Source organism: Oscillospiraceae bacterium (assembly GCA_034925865.1).
Lineage (GTDB): Bacteria > Bacillota > Clostridia > Oscillospirales > SIG627 > SIG704.
Genome location: JAYFRN010000001.1, coordinates 61741 through 83261, shown reverse-complemented (window position 1 = coordinate 83261; position 21521 = coordinate 61741). Strand labels below are relative to the sequence as shown.

The 21521-nt window shown below is 42.4% G+C and carries 19 protein-coding genes; 12 read left to right on the top strand and 7 right to left on the bottom strand.

Annotation, left to right across the window (positions count from 1 at the left end; genetic code table 11):
- Nucleotides 1–74: 74 nt before the first annotated feature.
- Nucleotides 75–887, bottom strand: coding sequence for a M55 family metallopeptidase (locus VB118_00405; GenBank protein MEA4831059.1), 813 nt, complete (start codon nt 885–887; stop codon nt 75–77).
- Between the two features lie 196 nt (nt 888–1083).
- Between VB118_00405 and VB118_00400 the strand changes: the two genes are divergently transcribed.
- The 6 genes from VB118_00400 (at nt 1084) to VB118_00375 (ending at nt 7033) form a co-directional block, all read left to right on the top strand.
- Nucleotides 1084–2409: an MFS transporter gene (locus VB118_00400; GenBank protein MEA4831058.1), complete on the top strand. Its 1326-nt coding sequence runs from the start codon at nt 1084–1086 to the stop codon at nt 2407–2409.
- Nucleotides 2406–3611, top strand: coding sequence for a glycosyltransferase (locus VB118_00395; protein ID MEA4831057.1), 1206 nt, complete (start codon nt 2406–2408; stop codon nt 3609–3611). The genes VB118_00400 and VB118_00395 overlap by 4 nt, the downstream gene beginning before the upstream one ends.
- 76 nt (nt 3612–3687) lie before the next feature.
- Complete coding sequence (locus VB118_00390; GenBank protein ID MEA4831056.1) at nt 3688–4593, top strand: DUF5685 family protein; 906 nt, start codon at nt 3688–3690, stop codon at nt 4591–4593.
- Complete coding sequence (locus VB118_00385; GenBank protein MEA4831055.1) at nt 4590–5222, top strand: J domain-containing protein; 633 nt, start codon at nt 4590–4592, stop codon at nt 5220–5222. Before VB118_00390 ends, VB118_00385 begins: the two co-directional genes overlap by 4 nt.
- Nucleotides 5223–5241: 19 nt before the next feature.
- Nucleotides 5242–5766, top strand: a complete 525-nt coding sequence (locus VB118_00380) for a hypothetical protein (GenBank protein MEA4831054.1) — start codon at nt 5242–5244, stop codon at nt 5764–5766.
- A 226-nt stretch (nt 5767–5992) separates the two neighbouring features.
- Nucleotides 5993–7033 carry an SIS domain-containing protein gene (locus tag VB118_00375; protein ID MEA4831053.1) on the top strand — a complete coding sequence of 347 codons (1041 nt, stop codon included), beginning with the start codon at nt 5993–5995 and terminating at the stop codon, nt 7031–7033.
- Nucleotides 7034–7270: 237 nt separating this feature from the next.
- Here the strand turns inward: VB118_00375 and VB118_00370 are convergent, their stop codons facing one another.
- Nucleotides 7271–7837, bottom strand: a complete 567-nt coding sequence (locus VB118_00370) for a flavodoxin family protein (protein MEA4831052.1) — start codon at nt 7835–7837, stop codon at nt 7271–7273.
- A 91-nt stretch (nt 7838–7928) separates the two neighbouring features.
- Between VB118_00370 and VB118_00365 the strand changes: the two genes are divergently transcribed.
- From VB118_00365 to VB118_00340, 6 genes are all read left to right on the top strand, one after another.
- Nucleotides 7929–8684, top strand: a complete 756-nt coding sequence (locus tag VB118_00365; protein ID MEA4831051.1) for a hypothetical protein — start codon at nt 7929–7931, stop codon at nt 8682–8684.
- On the top strand, nt 8685–9953 hold the full coding sequence (locus tag VB118_00360; GenBank protein ID MEA4831050.1) for a radical SAM protein: 1269 nt from the start codon (nt 8685–8687) through the stop codon (nt 9951–9953). It abuts the gene before it with no gap.
- A 65-nt stretch (nt 9954–10018) separates the two neighbouring features.
- On the top strand, nt 10019–10690 hold the full coding sequence (locus VB118_00355) for a hypothetical protein (protein ID MEA4831049.1): 672 nt from the start codon (nt 10019–10021) through the stop codon (nt 10688–10690).
- Nucleotides 10691–10763: 73 nt separating this feature from the next.
- A complete protein-coding gene (locus VB118_00350) occupies nt 10764–11483 on the top strand; it encodes a zinc-ribbon domain-containing protein (protein MEA4831048.1) in 720 nt (239 codons plus the stop codon).
- 18 nt (nt 11484–11501) lie between these two features.
- The gene (locus VB118_00345) at nt 11502–12497 is read left to right on the top strand and encodes a zinc ribbon domain-containing protein (GenBank protein ID MEA4831047.1); all 996 of its coding nucleotides are present in this window, start codon (nt 11502–11504) and stop codon (nt 12495–12497) included.
- Nucleotides 12494–15592 (top strand): hypothetical protein, encoded by a 3099-nt coding sequence (locus VB118_00340; GenBank protein MEA4831046.1) that lies wholly within the window; start codon nt 12494–12496, stop codon nt 15590–15592. Before VB118_00345 ends, VB118_00340 begins: the two co-directional genes overlap by 4 nt.
- 365 nt (nt 15593–15957) lie before the next feature.
- On the opposite strand, the gene nspC is transcribed toward VB118_00340, so the two are convergent.
- The 5 genes from nspC to VB118_00315 form a co-directional block, all read right to left on the bottom strand.
- Nucleotides 15958–17085, bottom strand: a complete 1128-nt coding sequence (gene nspC / locus VB118_00335; protein ID MEA4831045.1) for a carboxynorspermidine decarboxylase — start codon at nt 17083–17085, stop codon at nt 15958–15960.
- 1 nt (nt 17086) lies between these two features.
- The gene (locus VB118_00330; GenBank protein MEA4831044.1) at nt 17087–18289 is read right to left on the bottom strand and encodes a saccharopine dehydrogenase family protein; all 1203 of its coding nucleotides are present in this window, start codon (nt 18287–18289) and stop codon (nt 17087–17089) included.
- 12 nt (nt 18290–18301) lie between these two features.
- On the bottom strand, nt 18302–19156 hold the full coding sequence (speB, locus tag VB118_00325; GenBank protein ID MEA4831043.1) for an agmatinase: 855 nt from the start codon (nt 19154–19156) through the stop codon (nt 18302–18304).
- Nucleotides 19149–20003: a polyamine aminopropyltransferase gene (gene speE, locus VB118_00320; GenBank protein ID MEA4831042.1), complete on the bottom strand. Its 855-nt coding sequence runs from the start codon at nt 20001–20003 to the stop codon at nt 19149–19151. Before speE ends, speB begins: the two co-directional genes overlap by 8 nt.
- A gap of 88 nt (nt 20004–20091) precedes the next feature.
- Entirely contained in the window at nt 20092–21513 is a 1422-nt protein-coding gene (locus VB118_00315) for an aminotransferase class I/II-fold pyridoxal phosphate-dependent enzyme (protein MEA4831041.1), read from the bottom strand.
- Between the last annotated feature and the right edge of the window lie 8 nt (nt 21514–21521).

Below are 21521 nucleotides of genomic sequence, written 5' to 3'. Positions count from 1 at the left end.
GTCCTTTCCATCATAGCTGAGTTTTGCCGTTTCCGGCATTGAGAAATTGCGGCAGTCCGGTAAAGACATTAAAGTTACAGGGTAAACAGGAAAAAGCGAAGCACATCAAGATAATCATGAGCGGAATATTCGACACTGTATTCTCCAGATTTTATTGCTCCGGGGAAATATGACGCATTTAAAGCGCGGTAATGCTCGCGATATGTCGTCTCCACCGTAAATTTATCCGGTATATTCGGGAAGCATCTGCCGTAATCAGCCTCAAGTGCGGAGGCAACTCCGTTTTTAATCATTTCAAGAGCGGTTTTCGGATTGACGGATATCGAAGCATTGCCAAGTCCTTTATTGAGAGGAACGGCGGTAATAGCAGGAACCAGCTTTTTAGCTAATGAACATATCGTTTCATCACCGCTTATGAAAAGCACCGGCACTCCGAAATATGCCGCTGTATATGTATTGAGCATGAATTCGCTCATGATATCGCCGTTGAGTTTAACAATGAAATTTCGGGTGTTCATCGTATGCGCCAACGGATTTCCACTTGTTCCCGCGGGAGCGTGATATCCCGTGTAAAATACTCCGTCCGGACGGAAAATATCCACGCCTGTCATCATTTTATAAGGATCACCTGACCATCCGCGGATTATTTTCGCGTTTTGCGGTAAGCTCATAGGGTCAAGATTGCGGGCGCTGTCATGAGAATCTCTGACAATAATTTCTGATTCGGCGCGCTTAGCGTTAATTGCCTCACAAACAGCCGAGACTTCGCGAATCATCTGTGACTGAAGATAATCATACGGTTTATCTCCGTATTCAGTTTCTGTCCACGCGGTAGCACCGCAGGTGCCTTCTATATCGGCGCTGATAAAGTATTTCATTTTGTTCATGTATAATTCCCATCCTCCGGAATTAACTCCTTCATATCAAAATAGCGAAATGACTTTACATTTTCATTAATCTATTATATAATAGCGAAAGAAAAATTGCAACCTCAATCGTCGAGAATTATATAACTTCATAGTTTTTATTAAGCTATATTTATAGTATAAAAATATGATGCCCGTAAAGGTATATTGAAAATCAATGTCTTTATTATCACAAACCGATTCCGCTATTTCTCCCGAAAAAAGAAAACAGGCCACGATACTCGGTGTGATGCTCTGCATCTCATACTGCGTCAGCTATATAGGGAGGCTTGATTTTTCAGCATGTATACCGGCCATGGCGGCTGAAGGTGTTTTCAATTCGGCGTTTGCCGGCCTTACCGGCACCGGATTCTTGATTTTCTACGGTATAGGTCAGTTTATAAACGGATTCCTCGGCGACAGAACAGATCCCGGCGCGATGATAGGAATAGGATTGTTTTTTTCAGGCATATGTAATATCTGTGTCGGATTGTCCTCTTCTTTCCCATCTTCAAAATACTTTATACTGGGTTTCTGGTGCCTCGCCGGATATTTCAGCTCGATGCTTTGGGCTCCTATTGTGAAATGCATTGCCGAATATCTGACAGGCAGCGTCAAATCCAAAGTAGCTATAAACATTTCCGCGACGATCCCCGCCGGTACGGTGCTCAGTTATCTTTTAAGCTCGCTTTTATTATCCGCATACGGATGGAACTCGGTATTCTATGCATGCGGCTCACTTCTTATCGCCTTTTCCATCGTATGGTTTTTAATTTTTTACCGTTCGGCATCCGTATTAAAACCGGAACGCATTTCTCACGACAACAGCAAAACCAGAAACGGCGATAATATATCCGGGGCTTCCGACCAAACGCCGGGGCTTTTCACACTGATCGCATCAACAGGGTTGGTTTTTACCATACTTTCAATATTATTCAACGGCGTTTTGAAGGACGGAGTAACTCTTTGGGTTCCTTCTCTTATTTCGGACAGCTTTTCGCTTTCTCCGTCCTCCGCTTCTCTTATTTCTGTCATTCTGCCGATAATAAATCTGCCGGGCGCGTATATTGCGATAAAACTGAACAACAGGTATTTCAATAACGAAATGACAACATCCGCTCTGCTTTTTGGGATCAGTGCCGCGTCATTTGCGCTGTTATGTCTTGTCGGTTCATTCGGCCCTGTTTTAACGGTCATTCTTATTGCGATTTCAACATCAGCCATGCTCGGAGCCAATACAATGTTTCTTACTTATATTCCGCTTGAATTTTCTTCCGTTGGACGATCTTCAAGCATTACCGGCTTTCTCGACGCATGCTCGTATGCCGCAAGCGCCGTTTCCGGCGTTACAATAGGAAAAATATCCTCCGCTTACGGATGGAACGCGGCAGTATACAGCTGGATCGCAGTCGCGGCCGCAGGCTTCGCCGTCACTCTTGCTGGCGCCCGTTTCTGGAAAGCCGGACGCCATAAATACGTTTCAGACAAGGATGATAATCAATGAAAAAGAAAATACTCTTCATAGGCATCACTATGAATTGCGCCGGAACGGAAAAAAGCTTTGTCTCGTTTATAAACACATTCGATTTTGATAAATACGACGCGACTCTCCTTCTGGCAAAAAAGAAAGGACCTTTTTTAAAGCTCCTTCCTAATAAGCTTAAGATCATAGAAATAAATAATTATGGTGATCATTTCTTACAATCCGGTAAAAACGCACGTGGTAATATTTATAATACCTTCATAAGGAAAAATCCGTTTACAGCTTTTACCGTACTTCCATATTATATAAAAATTATGCTTCATCCTGAAAATGTTTCATCCGACGCCACCCGTCTCTGGATACGACTTATGGATTATCTTCCGGCAATCGATGAAAAATTCGATGTTGCCGTGGCTTACTGGGGCGACAGGACTATGTTTTATATGCTCGATAAAGTAAAAGCCGATAAATATATAACATGGATGCATTTCGACTATGCTCATCCGAAAAGAGACGATTCGATATATCTGCCATACTTTAAAAGATGCGACTCAATTGTAAACGTTTCGTCCACGGTGGACGACGCATTAAAAAAGTCTCTTCCAGAGCTGTCCGGAAAATGCGTTGTTATCGAAAATATCAATTCTCCTTCCGCAATAAAAATAATGGCGGACGAACCGGCCATATTTCCCGACCCTGATTATCAGGGAAAACGCATCTTATCCGTAGGTAGAATAACTTTTCAAAAGGGATTTGATCTTGCCATCCGCGCATTGAAGCATCTGCGTACCGACGGTATAGATGCAAAATGGTATGTGATAGGCGAAGGTGATAACGAATATAAAAAGAATCTGTCTCTGCTCGCGGAGGAATACGGCGTCGCGGACAGCTTCGTCTTTATGGGAGCATATCCCAACCCATATCCGTTTATAAAAAAATGCGATGTGTACGCCCAACCTTCAAGATTTGAGGGAAAACCGATTTCTGTGGAAGAAGCAAAAATTCTGTCAAAGCCTATTGTAGTATGTGATTATCTTTCGGCAGCCGAACAGCTACGTAGCGGAAAACTCGGGCTGATATCCTCATTTGAGGAAACCGATCTTTCGGAAAAGCTTGAAATGCTCCTCACCGACGACGCTTTATCTGATTCTCTTGTGAAATCGCTGCAAAGCGAAATGCTCTCAAACGAAGCCGAAATATCTAAATTTTACAATCTTATATGACTCTGTTAACAAAAAAATATTGCATTAAAACCCGCAGGGTATTATAATGATGTGATAGAAAGGCATAAAGGCAAAAATGTTCGGGTATGTAAAACCAGCTGTCGGCGATCTGCTTGTAAAACATCACGAATTATATAAAGCGGTATATTGCGGACTATGTCATTCGGTTTCATCCGCTGTTTCGCCTCTTATGACCTCGTCATTAAGTTATGACTTCGTTTTTCTTGCGCTCGTCCGTGCTTCACTGCTTGGCGAACGATTTGAAATCGGCAAAGAGCGCTGTGCCGTGCATCCGATGAAAAAGCGTCCGTCAGCTGCTTCAAAATCAGGCGATTCACTCGACTTCTCCGCAAAAGCCGGATTTATACTCACGGCATATAAAATTTTCGACGATATCAATGACCGTGATCAGCCGTTTTTTAAAAAGCTGTTTCTTTTTCCGACAGCCGCGTTTTGCAGGGCAAAGCTCAGGCGCATTAAGAAAAAAGACCCGCTTATTTCATCTCTTTCCGATTTCGTCGATTCTCGTATAAGCTCTCTTTCTCTTATGGAAAGCTCTGATTGTGCATCTCTTGACAAATTATGCGCCGTTTCCGGCGATATTCTTTCCGAAATTTTTTCTTTCGGTCTTGAAGGGAACGAGAAACTCATCGCCTCCGAGATCGGCTCGTTCGTCGGAAGATTTATATATACAGCCGACGCGGCAGATGACCTTTCAAAGGATGAAAGGCATGGTTCGTTTAATCCCCTGCTCAATAAATATGGCTCCGTCACGGATGCTTTTTCTGCTTTTGAGGATATAGACACAGCGCAAAGCATATATATATCCCGCATCGACGCCGCCGTTTCACTGCTTCCCCGCGATTCAGAATATCTCCCGATTATTGAAAACATCACTTCTCTCGGACTTTCATCCGTATTCGGAAATATAATTAAAAAATACGAAAAGCAACTCTCAAAACCGAAAGGCTTGAATACATGACCGACCCGTACAAGGTCCTCGGCGTTTCATACAACGCCACCGACGACGAAATCAAAAAAGCATACCGTGATCTCGCTAAAAAATATCATCCTGATAATTACCACGACAATCCGCTTGGCGATCTCGCGGCAGAAAAAATGAAGGAAATAAATGCGGCTTATGATGAAATTCAAAAGCAGCGCTCATTTTCTTCGCATTATTCCACGTTTTCCGGTTCGTCTGCCGGCTCTTCTTCGAACAGCAATTCATCATATTCCGGCGGCGAATTCTCACGGATCAGAGAGCTGATTGCCGCCGGCAGATTCAGTGAAGCAGATGTGTTGTTGAATTCATTTTCCACAACGTCCCGCAATGCCGAATGGTATTATCTCAAAGGTATTATATACCGCCAAAGCGGACAGTATAACAACGCTGCAGAGAGCTTTCGGACTGCCTACAACGCAGAACCGACAAACGGTGAATACGCGGCGGCATATAACGAGCTGAAGAATGCGCAAAAACGTTATGGCAACTACAACACCAACCGCCCGAGCATGTCGACATGCTCCGCATGTGATATGTGCTCCGGGCTTTTATGTGCAGACTGTTTATGCGAATGCTGCGGCGGCGACCTTATAAGCTGTTGCTGATCAGACTAGAACAATAAATATGAAAAACAAGACAAGACGAATTGCTTACGGCGCGCTGCTCACCGCAATCGGAGTCGCTCTGCTGGCCATCGGCTCCGTCATTACCACTCTCGATATTTCTCTGGCGGCTTATACCAGTCTGTTGATTCTTTTTGTAACGATTGAAACAGATGATAAGATGGCTTTTTCGGTATTCTTCTGTATATCCGTGCTGTCATTTTTAATTCTTCCTCAAAAATCGCCTGCTTTTATGTTTGCGTTTTTTATGGGCTGGTATCCAATATATAAAAAGCATGTTGAAAAGCTTAATGTGGTATTATCGTGGATACTCAAGTTAAGCGCCTTTAATACCTCCATGCTTCTCTTGTATTTATTTACTACAAAGATCTTTTCCCTTCCGGAGGATCTTGTCGAGATGAAGGTTGCTTTCTTTCTATTTGCCAACATCGGTTTCGTTCTGATAGATATATTCTTTACTCTATTTATTCCGTTTTATATTTTTAAAATCAGAAAACGGTTGGGCTTTAAAAAGGATTTATTATAAAATAAGAATAATTTCGGCTCTGGAGCTTTTTAATCTCAATAATCATTATATATCCCGGTATTTTTATAAAGTAAATAAGATTTGTTCTACGAAGCATAACGATCATCATAGCAGTTATTTTATGTGAGAGATAAGCCCGAACATCAAAGCCTTTTCTCTCATATAGCGGTGAATATTCAATCACCGCGTTAATAACATAAATCATAATCATCAAGGAGGCATTAAAATGACTTTAATGCAAAAGGAAATCTTCGAACAGCCCAAGGCGCTGGCGACGATCAAAAAAACAAACGAATCCACAATTAAGGCATTATGCACAGAGATCGCAAAACGCGACATCAGATATTGCTATTTTGCCGCACGCGGCACTTCCGATCATGCTTCTATATACACACAGTACCTTCTCGGTACTTATGTCGGCGTCCCTTCCGCACTGGCCACTCCTTCTGTAATAACAGCTTATGATGGAAAGCTCTGTCTGAAAGATTCCATTGTGTTCGGCGTTTCTCAGTCAGGAAAAGCAGCCGACGCGCTCGCTGTTATGGAAAGAGGCAAGAAATGCGGCGCCATAACCGTTGCCGTTACCAACGATGAGGCGTCACCTATGGCAAAAGCCGCGGATTATCACCTATTCTGCAATGCCGGTCCTGAAAAGAGCGTCGCCGCGACAAAAACATTTACCGCTCAGATGTATGTTCTCGCGCTGCTTGTTGCAGAATGGTCGAAGAACGAGGAGCTTTCCGACGCACTTGAAGCTGTTCCTGGAACTCTTAATGAATTCATCGATACTCTTTCCGAGAAAATTGATTCCATAATAACGCGTTACCGCTTCATGACCGAAGGCTTTACACTCGGCAGAGGCTATAATTATCCGATCGCACTTGAAAACGCGCTTAAGCTCCAGGAAACCAATTATGTAAAAATGAAGGGTGCGGCTGTCAGCGACTTCCACCACGGTCCGTTTGCTCAGGTAGAGGCAAATACGATTGCTATTCTTTATGCCGATAAAGGACCGGTTTACAAGGATGCGGTAGAAATGCTTTATAAACTCGAGAATGCCGGAGCCGAAGTATTGCTTATATCAGACGATCCCGTGCTTTGTGAAGGCAGAGAGCTTTCTATTAAGATGCCAAATCTCGGAACCGACGCGGTAAGCGTTTTCTTCAACGCTGTCTTCGCACAGCTCTTCGCGTGCAAGCTCGCCGCATTGAAGGGCCGTAATCCCGATGAACCCCGCAATCTTAAAAAAGTCACAATAACAAAATAAATCACGATTCAATGCCCCGGCTTCTCATATCAGGAGCCGGGCTTTTTTTAAAATAATGGAATTAACTTGTGATCTTATTGTTATATAACCTGAATATGTCATTGATGTAATATTAAGCTTAAAATCCGGTCATTGCCACAATTATTGGCATTGCCATTTTGATTGTCAATATGGAAAGAATGCTTTACTTCTGATATAATTAATAAAAGGCGACATATCAAGAAATAATGGAAAAAATCAATCCAATAACCGAAAAAGCTTTTCGCCGAAAGAATATGCATCCGCGAGGATATCCGGACGATGCAGTAATTCCTTTTCGGAATCGATTCCCTCGACTGTAAAATATGAAGTAAGAGGAATATCAAGATGACCCAAAAAATGTTCTATGGTATGCACAAGATTCATGTTTTCCTGTTTGTTGACGCCTGCTCTTACCGCAACGGCAACGCCTTTAACTTCAGATGAAACCGGAAGTCTGGCAGCATCAGTGTTGCTGTACGGTGTGCACCTGTCAATAAAAACCTTCATCTGTCCGGTTACGTCTCCCCAGTAAGAAGGCGATGCAACAATCACAAGCTGGGCGTCATATATATCATGAATGACTTTTTGTACATCGTCCTTATAAATACATTCCCCGGTAATATCACAGGATTTACAACCACTGCAATATGAAATATTCAAATCGTTCAATCTGTATAAATGTATTTGTATATCGTGAGCTTCTAAAGCCCTCATAATTTCTTTTATAATTAGCGATGTGCTTCCATTGAATCTTGGGCTTCCTGATATGCAGACTGCTTTCATAATAAATCTTCCTTTAAATTCATCTGTCAAGTTTTTATACGGTGTTCTTGCCAAAAGCACTGTAAATTCATTATACGAGGATCATGGAAAAATGTATACACAATATCCGCATAAAAAGAAAAAACATGTTGGTCTCTGGATAGCATTAATTGCTGTTGTCGCAATCGTGGCTTCCGCCGTCATAATTTTAAGTTCCTTGCCTGACTTTTTAAATCCAAAAAATCTCGGAATTACGTATACTGAAGAAAACTATCAAAGCGCTGTAAATAAAATCGGATTGAATATTACTTTTAATGGAATGACAAGCGATGAGCTTCGCGAATATACTAAAAAGTTGAAAGAATCCGGTGAAAAATTAAATATTAATGATTATACATGGGAGCAATCTGATTATGAACGCAAAACATTCACTCTTACCTCTGAAGAAGCGACCGCGTTTTTAAATGAAGTGGCACCGGCTTTTTATTGGTTTTCAAATCAGCAGATCAAAGTAGGAAGCGACGGAAAAATTGAGGCCTCCGGCACCCTATATCTGAGAAAAGCGGTTAACGAGCTGTATCCTGAGCTTTCCACAAAAATACCGTTTCCGCTGTTTGAGAAAGTAAACCTTTATTCAAAGGGCAGCATACATATAGAAAACAACTCTCTTACCCTGGATACCGATGAACTGGAAGCCGGTTTGATCAATACGATTTCGCCTCAGATGCTCGAAGATAATGCCGGATATTTTAATAAGCTTTATTCCTGCGTTCCGGGTCTTGAGATATATTCACTCAATGTTAACGAAGCGGGTGAAATAGCCGTAGATGCGCTTATACCGCAAAAAACCATAATAACAAAAAAATAAATGAGAAAACTGCTTATTAACGGTAAATATGAAAAGATACCGGCTTTTCCGCATCCAAAAGACTATGCTTTGCGGTGCGCACAGTTTTTCGGCGCAAAAAGCGTTTTTGCTTTTGCAAAAGTAGGACATTTTCATACGTTTACCGAAATACTAAACAGCCGCCGTTTTGAATGCGGCATACCAAGAGATATACTTATCGATCCGACAAACGCTTGCAACATGCATTGCAAGGGATGCTGGGCGGGGGATTACGAACATACAGACGGTATTTCTTACGAAAGGCTTGATTTACTTTTAACGGAAGCGGAACAGCTCGGAGCGCTTGATATTCTGTATACGGGCGGCGAGCCTCTCATGCGTAAGGCCGAGCTGATTGAGCTTGCGCGAAAACATAAAAAGCTTTTCTTCGGCATATTTACAAATGGCACATTAGTCGATGATAAGCTGGCAAACGAGATTAAACACGCAGGCAACATTACTCTTTTTATCAGCATTGAGGGCTATGAGGAAGAGACCGATTTCCGACGCGGAAAAGGCGCGTATCAAAAAATCATACGCGCGATGCATATATTAAAAGAAAATAAAATTGCTTATGCGTTTTCTTTATGCTATCACAAAAATAACTACAAGCTGATCACAAGCGATGGATTTCTTGATTTCTTGCGTGATAACGGAGCGTGGTTCGGCTGGGCCTTCGGATACAGACCGATAGGAAAAAATGCCGATATGTCGCTTGTTCTCAACGCTGATGAACGTGAATTTGTCCGGGAACGATTTAATGAGTATTCAGACCGTCATTCATTTACTATAATCGATCTTTTTAATAACGGACATAAGGTATTCGGTTGCGTCGGCGGAGGAAGCGGATATCTGCATATAAATGCCGCGGGAGATGTCGAACCCTGCGCTTTTTGCCATTATTCCGACTCAAACATAAATAAAATGACGCTGCAGGAAGCGTTGCAGTCGCCATTTTTACGAGCGTTCCGCCGCGGACAGCCATTTTCCGATAATCCGCTTACGCCCTGCCCTCTTTTTGACAATCCCGAAAAAATGGTAGAGCTTTCCGAGAAATACAACGCCGTTTCCACTCATTTTGAACAAAAAGAGAGCGCCGCTGACTTTGCGGATAAAGTAAGCTTCATTTCCTGTGAGTGGCAAAAAGCATCATCGGTAAATATTAACAAGCTGACTGATAATGAAATCAATATGTTCAGAAAAATGAAAAAGGTACTTTCGTTAAGAAAAAAACTCGCTAAAGACGAATGAAATTATTATTGTTTATAGACGCGGCAATTTTACCGTTTATAATAATTCTTTACCGGAGATAAATGATGGCTCAATATAAAAAAAATCAATCCATGGCTTCAAAAATTTTCTGGCGGATATTTATATCTCTTATAGGAACTGCTCTTATTATCATTGCGGTGGCTGATGTATCTCTATATTACTTTGGAAATACATCACCGGCCACCGTACATACTGACAGGTTTGGCGGATCCCTGGACAGTGCGCCCTCCAATCAATATGAATGGTCGGTTGATTATACGTTTTATGCTGACGGAAAAGAATACAGCGGACATCAGACCGTAAGAGGATCGGCAATCAACGTTAAGCACGACAACGAGGTGCACTATTTTAAATTTGCACCTTGGATAAATTCTCTGTATGCCAAGCCTTTGAATATCGGAACCTTCGTCATGATCGGATTGGGAGTGTTGTTGATAGCAGTTATGAATAAAAGCTCTAAAAAACATAATGAAAGCCGTATGACGAGCGCTGCACACAATAAATTTAAAAAGAAACCGCCGTATGAAAACGACGCGGAAACAGACAAAAATCGGGTAACTTTAGCATGGTTAATGGAAAACACAACCGATTACGATGACAGGATTGAAGAATATTATCAAAAGAGCTGGAATATTGGGGATCCTTCGTGGCAGTGCGGATGCGGAAAATGGAACGAGGATAATTTCTGCAGCAAATGCGGTAATAAAAAACAATAATAAAATGCTTTTATATGATAGCTGAATAATCAATCGCTTTTTCAATATAATTTACAATAAGGAGTGCAATGTCATGAGCAAATTCTGCAGCAACTGCGGAGCGCAGCTGAATGAAAATGACAACTCAAATTTTTGCTCTAACTGCGGTGCAGGCTTAACACACAAATCCACCACAGGCGCGGAAAACACAAATCAAGAACAAACAAATAAACCCGCTCAAAGGACTCTTGTTGGCTGGTCGGACGCTTGTAACAAACCCGAAATTATACGCATAGCCGGTAAACATAAAAAGCATGCCGTTATATTTGCCGTTATTTTATCCGCGCTTTTTATCATCGGCTTTACTATTGCCGGTTTTGCGTCTGATGAACTCGAACCGGGAACAGCAATTCTGATAGGGTGTGGATTAGCCTTAATGATGATTGTTATTAGTCTGGTGCGCGTTAATAATATGAAAAAGCCGATATGGGATGGGCGTGTTGTCAATAAAACTGAAAAGAGAAAAACCAAAACCGAAAATTACGGAGACGACGAACATCTTGTCCACTATATGGAATACACTGTATATTTACAAGGTGCTGACGGAAGTAAAAAGAAAATTCGTATTCAAAATAACCGGGAATGGTATGATTATTTAAATATAGGTGATTATGTCCGTTATCATCCCTCGTTTTCAACATATGAAAAATATGATAAGTCGCATGACAGTTATATTTTCTGTAATATTTGCGGCAAAAAGAACGATATAAGAGAAAATTATTGCTGTTTTTGCAAATCACTGTTATTCAAATAATTTTTAAGGAGGATCCGAATGTCCAGATATTGTACGAAATGCGGCAATACGCTGACGGATGATGAAAAATTCTGTTCGTCCTGCGGAACCGCCGTACCAACAGATTTAGCTGCACCAAAAGCCGCTAAGCAATCAACTCCGCAACAAAAAAATCAAACTTCAACAACTTTAAAATTGACTACAGATATTACTTCTTCACTTGGAAACACTGTCATGGCATCCGATCTTGCAGGAGAACTAACGCTTTCGGGAGGCCTGTCACCAATATTTAAAGCAAACGAAATACTTGATCCCATAAAAGTTCTTTTTGGAGGCATCGGCAGAACCATTAAAGGCTTTGCGGCAATATTTAAAAATAAAAAAGCACTTATTCCCGCAGTTGTGCTTGCGGCTTTATGGCTTATTTTCCCGATACTGCTTTCGCTCGGAATCAATCCCGCTCCAATAAAGTTTCTATCGGCACTTATATTTGCGCAAGGCGGGCTGAGCGGCGGCATTTTAGGCGCGATTGGCGGCATAATAGGCAAAGGTATGTTCGCGGCTCTGTTCGTTTCGCTTTTTAACGGAAATATGAAAGGGATAGGCAGTAACCTAAAACTATTTTTTGCTTCATTTCAATTCAAAAAAGCCGCTCTGAACGGATATTTCCTTGTCGGCGCAGGCTTTGCGCTGATTGCGTATAACTTTATGGCAGGTTATGCTTCGCTGTGGCAAAGCGCAGTCGGAATTTCAGGGCTGCTGCTGTCGCTGCGTGCTCTGAAAAACACAAGCGGGAGTTTTATGCGAAATATGATTACTTCACTTCTGTCAAAAAAGCAAAATACACTCAGAACTGTTAATACCGATGCAGTAGAACGAGTCATATCCGGATTAACGGCCGGATTCGCAGCCTCGGTGGTATTATCCGTTATACCATGGGCATATACGCCATATTGCGTTGGCTTTGCAGTTCTTGCCGCAGGAATCGTACTTTATATTATTCGCAAAAGTAAAAAGGAGGTGCCTGCATCATGAAACAGCGGAGAATGTTAGCCCGTATAATGCTTGCGGTGCTTTCGTTATCATTTTGTTCTGTCTTTTTTGCGTTGAACGCCTCCGCCAATTCCTCTGACGACGAATGGGCAGGTTATTGGACATATCAGCAAAGTGTTGTAGTGGATTATAGCAATGAGCTTTCCGGTTATTATTCGTCAAGCAGCGACGACAACACTGTTATGAGCTACACCGCAAATAAAAATAGCGTCAATTATAAATATAATTACACCGGCGACGGATTTTCCTATGGTACGGATGAACAAAAAGGCCTGCTCAAGGGAGAGCATGCATATATGAGAGCAATTATCGGCAATCCCGCCAAGCAATACCGCGAACAGGGAGAAATTAATATTTCTTTCGATATGGAAATATACGATTATCTCGCTTCAATGCTTAAATATGTATCTTTTACAATGATCAGTAAAACAAATGTTTACAACGCGGGAAAAATCACCTTTGACGGAAAGGAAATTGCAAACGTTTCCCGCCTGTCAGATCGGCTCAGCCCGCTTAATGTTACATTAAACCCTGTTTCCGGATTGGATAAATATGAGGGTGCCATAACCGGTCTCGCGCCCTACGGAATCTATGATGGAGATATACTGTCGATAGAAGTAGATATTTACTGCGCACAGAATGCAAGCTTGAATCTATTTTCTCAGGAAACAATGAGCGAGATGGATTACAAGACAATTAAGATATATCACTTTTATTCATGGAAATATGGTGATAAGAATATGGTCATAGGCGGAATAGCAGGCACGGCTCCCGGCGAGACCAGTACGCCAGTTCCCGCGGCGATAGTTGTCGGCATACTCGGAGCTGCCGCCGCAATCGGAGCGGCGGGAGCGGCCGCAGAAGGCGGCAGTGGTGAAGCTTCAAATCGTAATGGCAAGAACTCATCATATAAAATGTACATAAGAAAGGACTTCGGAAACAGGATAGCCTACGGTAAGCCGCCTGTGATAGTATACGCACGGATGGCTGAGGTTAAAGAAACGGGCGAAGAAACAGACCGTCCTGATCTGTCAGCGCAGATAGCAATTACAAGCGGAGGGCCTCCGATCGAGATAGAAGGAACCTCACTTGCGGGCAATTATATGGGCGCGCTTGTCTTTGCCGAAGGATCATCAAGTAAGACCGATATCGGCACTGTCGTTTTCAGATTCACAGGCGAAGGCGGATCTTTTACAAACAACGTCCGTTTTGAGCTTGTGGGAGAACCTTATATAGATTTCCCCGACATGAAGTCATATTCAAGCATGATGATTGCCGATATGATAATGGGCGATGCTCTCACATATGAGGTATTCTTTGAGATCTGTGACTTATTAATGCCGCCTAAGACAGTGACGCTTGGCGATATTGACGGAGAAGTTACAGGAAATCTTGATAAGCTCGATGAAACACATTATAAAATAACACTTGTCAATAATTCACCCGCCGCGAAAGCAGTGAACGAACAGCCCGTATTTATTAAAGCTGAGGTAAAGGCGCAAAACGATAAAGAAATTGCCGAAAGCAGCTTTGGTATAAGGTTATATCCGGAAGGCTTGTCGGCAGACGGAGCCTTCGAGAACGACAGACTTTCGATATGTTCATATGAAAATGAATCAGCGGGAGATCTCGATTATAAAATCAAGCCGACGGGAATTCAACTCCGTCTTGCGGTAATCAAGACCGGAGATGACGGAAAGCGGAAAGCAGTGTTTGTTGATATGAAAAACACCGTTACAGAAATAATGGCGTTTGAAGCAGAAAGCGAAATGACAGCCGCTCTTTTAAATCAATACAAATATGAGCTTGATTCGAGCTGTGCGGATGACGGTAAATATTACATTGTTCCTCAGGTAAGCATTCCCGAGCTTTTCGAGCCGTATTATGTAAAGCTTCCGATTAAGAGCACATATGATTCCGAAACATATGTCCTGGATTTACCGTGCTCACTGATCGGTGAAAAAGAAAAGCCGATAGCCGCAAGAGACGTTGAATATAAAAATCTCATTGACAGAGTGAAGCGATATGTTCCTAAAGATAAGTGGGCGGAGGTATTGAATCATATAAAAAGTAATGCCGACACAATGTCCGTCAGAGAAATGCGTCTGATGAGCAAAAGCATAATCCGCACTGCGCAGGATCGCTTTATGAACGAAGCCGCCTCACAGCTTGCGTGGGCGGACGCTCTCGACTGGATGATCTACGGCCTTGAATGGGCAAAATGGTTCGGAGATCAGGCGTTTGCTTATCTTGCGACCGTATATACCGGACCTGTCGGCGAAGCGCTTCTTTCTCCTGCCAAGGAGATCCTTGTAAACCTCATAGGCGAAGTCGGCGTGCAGATAGTATATGGTGAAAGCTTTGATTTTAATAAGCTTCAAATAATGAACAATCTTTCATCCGCTCTCGACAACCTCGTAATGACCGCCGCCGATCCCTCACGTCTAAACATCCGGCAAATGGCAGGAGTCTTAGCTGGATTTCTTATATTCAACGCAGCGAAAAATTATGTTCTTAATGTTGATGAAAAAGGTAACCGGGATTTTTACAAGGCGATAACCGATGCGTTCGGCAATCTGACTTCAAACGCAATGAAAATACTTGCTTCGGAATTGTTCGGAAAAGCTATGAAGAGCGACGCCTTGAAAAGCGTAATGAAGACTCACTGCGGTAAATGGATAAGAAATAACCTGCAAAAATACTTACCCGATATTGATATTTACTATAACAGCGTCTTTGCCGAAGGAATGGTGCAGATCGAAAAGCTGGGTATTCTTGATAAGTATATTCAGGAATTCAGCGGTATGGGCGCGTCAAAGGTGTATACGAAGTTCAACGAGCATACACTCTCGACAACCGATTCCGGCGATACGATCTTCACGCTGAACCTTTGGGAAAACTCAAACGATAAGGATCAGTCGATATTCATAGATATAAATCTTAATAAGATCGCGAACAAATTATACGACTATATGTTTGAAATGATATTCGGCATTTTCCCGTTTGCTAAATCAGTTGTTGCGCCTGTTCAGGATCCTCCGTTTTTCGATTCAGTTGAAATCAGAAAAGGAAACTGAACGATAAATAAAACTAAAGCCCGCAAGGTTCGAATTCAGAACTTTGAGGGCTTTCTGTATATTTTGTTATATAATGTCTGCTGAACAATCATGAAACACATACGACAGTAAGTAAAACATAAAAAACATAATTTTTCAGATGCAAGGTTATTAAGCCATAAGGCGTAAAAACCTTGCTCCTTTAAATTGGTCGATTCCCGACCAATTTAGAAAGCAGACGGCAATCAATGAATGCTGAACTCCAAAATCAATGATTTTGGAGGGTTTTGGCTGGTTTTCAAACTGCCAAAACCCATGCCGTTCGAAAACGGCATTATTCTGTAGACATTATATATGACAGGTATTTATAAAACGTTACATATTTTTCATGACAGTCTGTTTTTAAAATCGTCATAGCCAAAGCTTTTAATCACTTTGATTGTTCCCTTTTTACGTATCGCAATAGATGGCAGACATATTCCGTTAAAGGTATTGTTTTTTACCATTGTGTATATTGCCATATCACAGAAAATAATTTTATCTCCGACATTAAGAATCTCGTCAAACGAATAATCGCCTATTATATCTCCTGCAAGGCATGTCGCGCCGGCAAGCCTATAGGTATATTTTTTCTCACCAGCCTCTGCGGCACCATAGAGCGGCGGGCGGTAAGGCATTTCTATCACATCCGGCATATGACATGCCGCGGAAGCGTCAAGCAAAGCTGTTTTTATTCCGTTATCTACGATGTCAAGTACGCTCGCGACTAAAAAGCCGGAATTTAATGCGACGGCTTCTCCCGGCTCAAGATATACTTCAACGTTATATTTCCGCCTGAACTTATTTATACAGTCGATAAGCGATTCGATATCGTAATCCGCGCGTGTTATATGGTGACCGCCGCCGAAATTTACCCATTTCATTCGAGGAAGAAATTCGCCAAATTTTTTCTCGACAGCCGCAACGGTTTTTATAAGCGCGTCGCTGTTTTGCTCGCAAAGAGTATGAAAGTGAAGCCCGTCTATACCGTCCAAAAGATCGGAACGGAAGTTTGATGCCGTCACGCCAAGCCTTGATCCCTCCGCGCACGGATCATAAATGCTATGCTCCTGAGTGGAGCATTCGGGGTTTATACGAATGCCATAGCTTTTTCCTGCCCTTAAAGCTTTTTCTCTGAATTTCATCCATTGTGAAAAAGAGTTGAATATGATATGATCGCAAATTTTAAGAATCTCATCAAAGTCGTTTTCATTATATGCAGATGAAAAAATATGAGTCTCTCCTCCCATTTCTTCAGAGCCAAGCTTCGCTTCAAATAATCCGCTTGCGGTTGTACCGGCAAGAAAGCTGCCTATCAATGGATAAAGAGCAAACATGGAGAACGCCTTCTGAGCGAGCAGGATTCTGCATCCCGTTCGCTCAGAAACATTTTTAAGTATTTTAAGGTTTTTTATTATCAGATTTTCATCCACAACATAACACGGAGTGGAAACAGAAAGCAAATCATCATACATATCAGTCTACCAAAACAGGGTTGAAATCTTCTTTCCAGGGAAGTCCCCATTTATTGAGCGCATTCATAAACGGATCCGGATCAAACTCCTCGATATTCCATACTCCCGGCTTGTTCCATGTTCCGTTAATCACAAGCATGGCGCCTATCATTGCGGGAACGCCCGTAGTGTAGGAAATTGCCTGGCTTCCGACTTCTCTGTAGCACTCCTGATGGTCACAGATATTATACAAGTAATAATTTTTTTCCGCTCCGTCCTTGACACCCCGGAATATACAGCCGATATTGGTCTTTCCCACGGTACGCGGCCCGAGGGATGCGGGATCCGGCAACACAGCCTTCAGAAATTGAAGCGGAACGATCTTATGGCCCTCAAATTCGATTGGCTCAATGGATGTCATTCCGACATTTTGCAGGCATTTGAGATGAGTAAGATAACTCTTTCCGAACGTCATAAAAAAACGTATTCGTTTAATTCCCTTCAGATTTAGAGCAAGACTTTCAATTTCTTCATGATGAAGAAGATACATATCCTTTTTACCTACTTCAGCAAAATCATACTCACGCTTGATCTCCATCGGCTCTGTCTCAATCCATTTGCCGTTTTCCCAAAAGCTGCCTTTTGCCGTCACCTCGCGGATATTTATTTCCGGATTGAAGTTTGTCGCAAAAGGATATCCGTGATCGCCTCCATTGCAATCAAGAATATCAAGGCTGTGTATTTCATCGAACTGGTGTTTCTGTGCATATGCGGAGAAAACGCCCGTTACACCCGGATCGAAACCGCTTCCGAGTAAAGCGCAAATTCCGGCGTTTTTAAACTTTTCGCGATATGCCCATTGCCATTTATATTCAAATTTCGCTGTGTCCAGCGGCTCGTAATTAGCGGTATCGATATAATTCGTTTTTGTGGCAAGGCACGCGTCCATGATTGTCAGATCCTGATAAGGAAGAGCGAGGTTAAGCACCGCGTCGGGTTTAAATCCTTTTATGAGTGAGATAAGCTCGTCTGTATTGTCCGCATTGACTTTTGCGGTGTGGATTATTGTTTTCGTAGTATCTTTCAGTTTTTCTTTAAGCGCGTCACATTTTGATTTTGTCCGGCTGGCTATCATGATTTCTGTAAAAACTTCGCTGTTCTGACAGCATTTATGAATCGCTACGCTCGCGACGCCTCCGCAGCCGATAATTAAACATTTTCCCATTTCTGTTGATCCTTATCCTTTCTGTTTAAGTTGCAATAATATTTCTCTTGTAATCTTGCATGCGGCAGCGGTTGATGCTCCGCTCTGGTCATAAACCGGGCACAGCTCGTTTACGTCACAGCCGATTATGTTGAGCTCATGAAGCTTTAATACCGCATCAAGCAAATCATTGAAGCTGACTCCGCCCGCCTCCGGCGTACCTGTTCCGCAGAAAATTGAAGGATCAAGCACGTCAAGGTCGAGAGAAAAATAAACCAGCTTGTCTGTAATTAACGGTATGAGTTTTATAAAATCTCCTAAATTAAATTTATGCATATCGGTATGTTCTTTTGCAAATTCAAATTCATACCGCTCGCCGCTCCTGATTCCGAATTGATGGATTCGCCCGTCGCCAACGAGATTCCATATTTGCTTCATCACGGTCGCATGTGATAATTCTTCGCCTAGATAATCGGTACGGAGATCTGTATGCGCGTCAAAATGGATTATATGCAGATCGGGATATCTCCGAAAAACGGCTCTTACAGCGGCAAGTGTAACAAGGTGTTCGCCTCCCAGCATAAAAGGAATTTTTCCGTCAGAAAGCAAATTTTCGGTATATTCTTCGATTATTGATAAGATTCTTTTTACATTGCCGAAGGGTAAATCCAGATCTCCGCCGTCAAAGATCTTTTGGTCAGTAAGATCCTTATCACAGTACGGCGAATAGGTTTCAATTCCGAAGCTTTCATTTCTGATTGCCGACGGCCCGAACCGTGTGCCGGGTCTGTATGAAGTTGTGCCGTCAAACGGAGCGCCGAAAAGCGCTATATCCGCTTCTTCATAATCTGCGTCACAGGCAATAAAAGTTTGAATGTTCTTATTCATTTTCCTTCAATGCCTCCTCGACATAACCAGGAAGGTAAAACGAGCCTTTATGCAGATTCGTATTATAGTATTTCGTATAGATTCCGAGAGCGTTCCATTTTTCCGCATCAAGATCTTTTATCGGGTGCAGCTTCTTTGCCGCGAATCCGAAAAGCCAGTGACCTGACGGATATGTCGGAATGTGCGCCTGATATACGCGGCATATCGGAAAAACGGAAACGATCCTCCTATGCGCTGATTGCATCGCTTTCCGGTCCTCAGTATAAAACGGGCTTTCATGTTGGTTTACCATGATTCCGTTTTCCGCTAGAGCTTTATGGCAGCTGCCGTAGAATTCCTTTGTAAACAGAACTTCTCCCGGTCCTGATGGATCAGTAGAATCAACAATAATCAGATCATATTGGTTTTCAATATGCCGTATGAATTTAAGCCCGTCTGTAAAATATAGCTTAATCCTTTTATCGTCAAATCCACAAGCAGTTTGCGGCAGATATTCTTTACATACCTCGACGACTCTTTTATCTATTTCGACTATGTCAATTTTCTCAATACTTTTATATTTTGTAAGCTCACGGGCGACGCCTCCATCGCCTGCGCCTATGACCAACACCGACTTAATGTCCGGATTTACGGCCATAGATACATGTGTTATCATTTCATGATAAATAAACTCGTCACGTTCGGTAAGCATCATAACTCCGTCGAGAGTCAGAAAACGTCCGAATTCGGCAGAATCAAATATTGATATTCTTTGATAATCACTTTGCTCCGTATATAGCTGACTATTTACCTTTATTGAAAACCGTACATTCGGAGTATGATATTCGCTGTACCATAAATCGTCCATTATTTATATCTATACCTTTCAATCAAAGTGTGAATTTACGCCGTCCCCACTTGGATAAATTGCTGTAAACTTACCGCGGGTATATATATTATCTCCATTTGAGAACATTAAGGCTGCTGATATCCATTTGTTCCGGGCCCGTCATCAGACAACCCTTTTCTTTTGCATATTTGATATACTCGATTATTTCCGGAGTGATCCGTTCGCCCGGCGCGAGAATCGGTATCCCGGGAGGATAGCACATGACAAATTCCGTGCATACCTCGCCGAGGCACATGTCAAGCGGTCTGCTGACTTTTTCGGAATAAAACGCGATCTGCGGTGAAATTACGACTTCCGGGCTGATGTATTCGCTTTCAAACATTCCGGCAGTGTCCTTTTTATATAAGCGTTTTATCTCTCCCAGCGCGCTGATGAGCCGCTCAATGTTTTTCTGCTTGTCTCCTATCGAGATATATGCAAGGATATTGCCCAGATCGCCGAATTCAATTTGAATATCGTATTCGTCACGGAGAAGGTCATAGACCTCAATACCCGCAAGACCGAGCTTAAGCGTATTCACGGAAAGTTTTGTCGTATCAAAATCAAAAACGCTGTCGCCGTTTATAATTTCCCTTGAATAAGCGTAATAATCGCCGATTTCATTGATCTCGTCTCTCGCATACTGAGAAAACCTTTTAACTTTTTCAAAAATTTCTTCACCGTACAAAGCGAGGTTTCTTCTCGATATGTCAAGGCTTGACATCAAAAGATATGAAGCGCTTGTTGTCTGAATAAGATTGATGATTTGTCTTATATATCTGTCATTGACATCATTTCCTGTCAATAAAATTGAGCTTTGTGTAAGCGAACCGCCTGATTTATGCATGCTCACGGCCGCCATATCGGCTCCTGCGGCCATCGCGCTTACCGGCATATCCTTGCCAAAATAAAAATGTGTTCCGTGTGCTTCGTCAACAAGTACTTTGAGACCTTTACCATGCGCCAGCTTCGTTATTTGCTTTAAATCCGAGCAGATACCATAGTATGTCGGATTGTTTATCAATACCGCTTTGGCATCGGGATTATTATCAATCGCATTCTTTATATCAGAAACGGACATTCCCAAAGCAATACCAAGCCTTTTATTGCTTTGAGGATTGATATAGACCGGAACGGCGCCGCAAAGCACAAGAGCATTTATCGCGCTTTGGTGTACATTCCTGGGCAAAATTATTTTTTCACCCTTTTTCACACAGGATAAAATCATGGACTGAACGGCGGAGGTGGTCCCGCCTACCATAAAGAATGCATGGGCCGAGCCGAAGGCCTCTGCGGCAAGCTCTTCTGCTTCTCTGATAACGCTGACCGGATGGCACAGGTTATCAAGCGGTTTCATGGAATTGGTATCGACCGAAAGGCATCTGTCTCCTAAAAACTCGGTCAGTTCCTTATTTCCTTTGCCGCGTTTGTGACCGGGTACGTCAAAAGGCACAAGTCGGTTTTCCCTTATGCTTTCGAGCGCGTCCATAAGAGGTG

What these genes read in the sequence shown, in the direction of transcription:
- VB118_00405 (MEA4831059.1), bottom strand. Translation starts at nt 887, where the DNA reads ATGAACAAAATGAAATACTTTATCAGCGCCGATATAGAAGGCACCTGC.
- VB118_00400 (MEA4831058.1), top strand. Translation starts at nt 1,084, where the DNA reads ATGTCTTTATTATCACAAACCGATTCCGCTATTTCTCCCGAAAAAAGA.
- VB118_00395 (MEA4831057.1), top strand. Translation starts at nt 2,406, where the DNA reads ATGAAAAAGAAAATACTCTTCATAGGCATCACTATGAATTGCGCCGGA.
- VB118_00390 (MEA4831056.1), top strand. Translation starts at nt 3,688, where the DNA reads ATGTTCGGGTATGTAAAACCAGCTGTCGGCGATCTGCTTGTAAAACAT.
- VB118_00385 (MEA4831055.1), top strand. Translation starts at nt 4,590, where the DNA reads ATGACCGACCCGTACAAGGTCCTCGGCGTTTCATACAACGCCACCGAC.
- VB118_00380 (MEA4831054.1), top strand. Translation starts at nt 5,242, where the DNA reads ATGAAAAACAAGACAAGACGAATTGCTTACGGCGCGCTGCTCACCGCA.
- VB118_00375 (MEA4831053.1), top strand. Translation starts at nt 5,993, where the DNA reads ATGACTTTAATGCAAAAGGAAATCTTCGAACAGCCCAAGGCGCTGGCG.
- VB118_00370 (MEA4831052.1), bottom strand. Translation starts at nt 7,837, where the DNA reads ATGAAAGCAGTCTGCATATCAGGAAGCCCAAGATTCAATGGAAGCACA.
- VB118_00365 (MEA4831051.1), top strand. Translation starts at nt 7,929, where the DNA reads ATGTATACACAATATCCGCATAAAAAGAAAAAACATGTTGGTCTCTGG.
- VB118_00360 (MEA4831050.1), top strand. Translation starts at nt 8,685, where the DNA reads ATGAGAAAACTGCTTATTAACGGTAAATATGAAAAGATACCGGCTTTT.
- VB118_00355 (MEA4831049.1), top strand. Translation starts at nt 10,019, where the DNA reads ATGGCTCAATATAAAAAAAATCAATCCATGGCTTCAAAAATTTTCTGG.
- VB118_00350 (MEA4831048.1), top strand. Translation starts at nt 10,764, where the DNA reads ATGAGCAAATTCTGCAGCAACTGCGGAGCGCAGCTGAATGAAAATGAC.
- VB118_00345 (MEA4831047.1), top strand. Translation starts at nt 11,502, where the DNA reads ATGTCCAGATATTGTACGAAATGCGGCAATACGCTGACGGATGATGAA.
- VB118_00340 (MEA4831046.1), top strand. Translation starts at nt 12,494, where the DNA reads ATGAAACAGCGGAGAATGTTAGCCCGTATAATGCTTGCGGTGCTTTCG.
- nspC (MEA4831045.1), bottom strand. Translation starts at nt 17,085, where the DNA reads ATGTATGATGATTTGCTTTCTGTTTCCACTCCGTGTTATGTTGTGGAT.
- VB118_00330 (MEA4831044.1), bottom strand. Translation starts at nt 18,289, where the DNA reads ATGGGAAAATGTTTAATTATCGGCTGCGGAGGCGTCGCGAGCGTAGCG.
- speB (MEA4831043.1), bottom strand. Translation starts at nt 19,156, where the DNA reads ATGAATAAGAACATTCAAACTTTTATTGCCTGTGACGCAGATTATGAA.
- speE (MEA4831042.1), bottom strand. Translation starts at nt 20,003, where the DNA reads ATGGACGATTTATGGTACAGCGAATATCATACTCCGAATGTACGGTTT.
- VB118_00315 (MEA4831041.1), bottom strand. Translation starts at nt 21,513, where the DNA reads ATGGACGCGCTCGAAAGCATAAGGGAAAACCGACTTGTGCCTTTTGAC.